Raw genomic sequence first — 250 nt, 5'->3', positions numbered from 1 at the left:
TCAGCCTCGCCGACCGCATCACCGTTCTCGCCCAGGGCACGCCGCTGGTCGAGGACGTTCCCGAACGGATCAAGGGACATCCCAAGGTGCGCGAAGCCTATCTCGGCGAAGCGCAGGTCTGACAGAAAGGGCCACGACATGAACGCGAAACCCCAATGGGATCCGAACGCCAATCACGCCAGCCATGCCCCGGCCTTTCTGTCCGTCTGGGGGCTCGAGGCCTATTACGACGAAAGCTACATCGTTCAGA

At 62.0% G+C, this 250-nt stretch carries 1 protein-coding gene; it reads left to right on the top strand.

Annotated features, from left to right (window positions below):
• Nucleotides 1-17: 17 nt before the first annotated feature.
• Nucleotides 18-122, top strand: coding sequence for a hypothetical protein (locus JI667_RS23945; protein WP_206858745.1), 105 nt, complete (start codon nt 18-20; stop codon nt 120-122).
• Nucleotides 123-250: the final 128 nt, after the last annotated feature.

The organism is Bacillus sp. NTK074B, assembly GCF_017303375.1.
In the GTDB taxonomy this organism is placed as follows: Bacteria; Bacillota; Bacilli; order Bacillales; family Bacillaceae_B; genus Rossellomorea.
The sequence above is the reverse complement of the archived record's forward strand: the minus strand, read 5'-3'. Positions and strand labels throughout refer to the sequence as shown.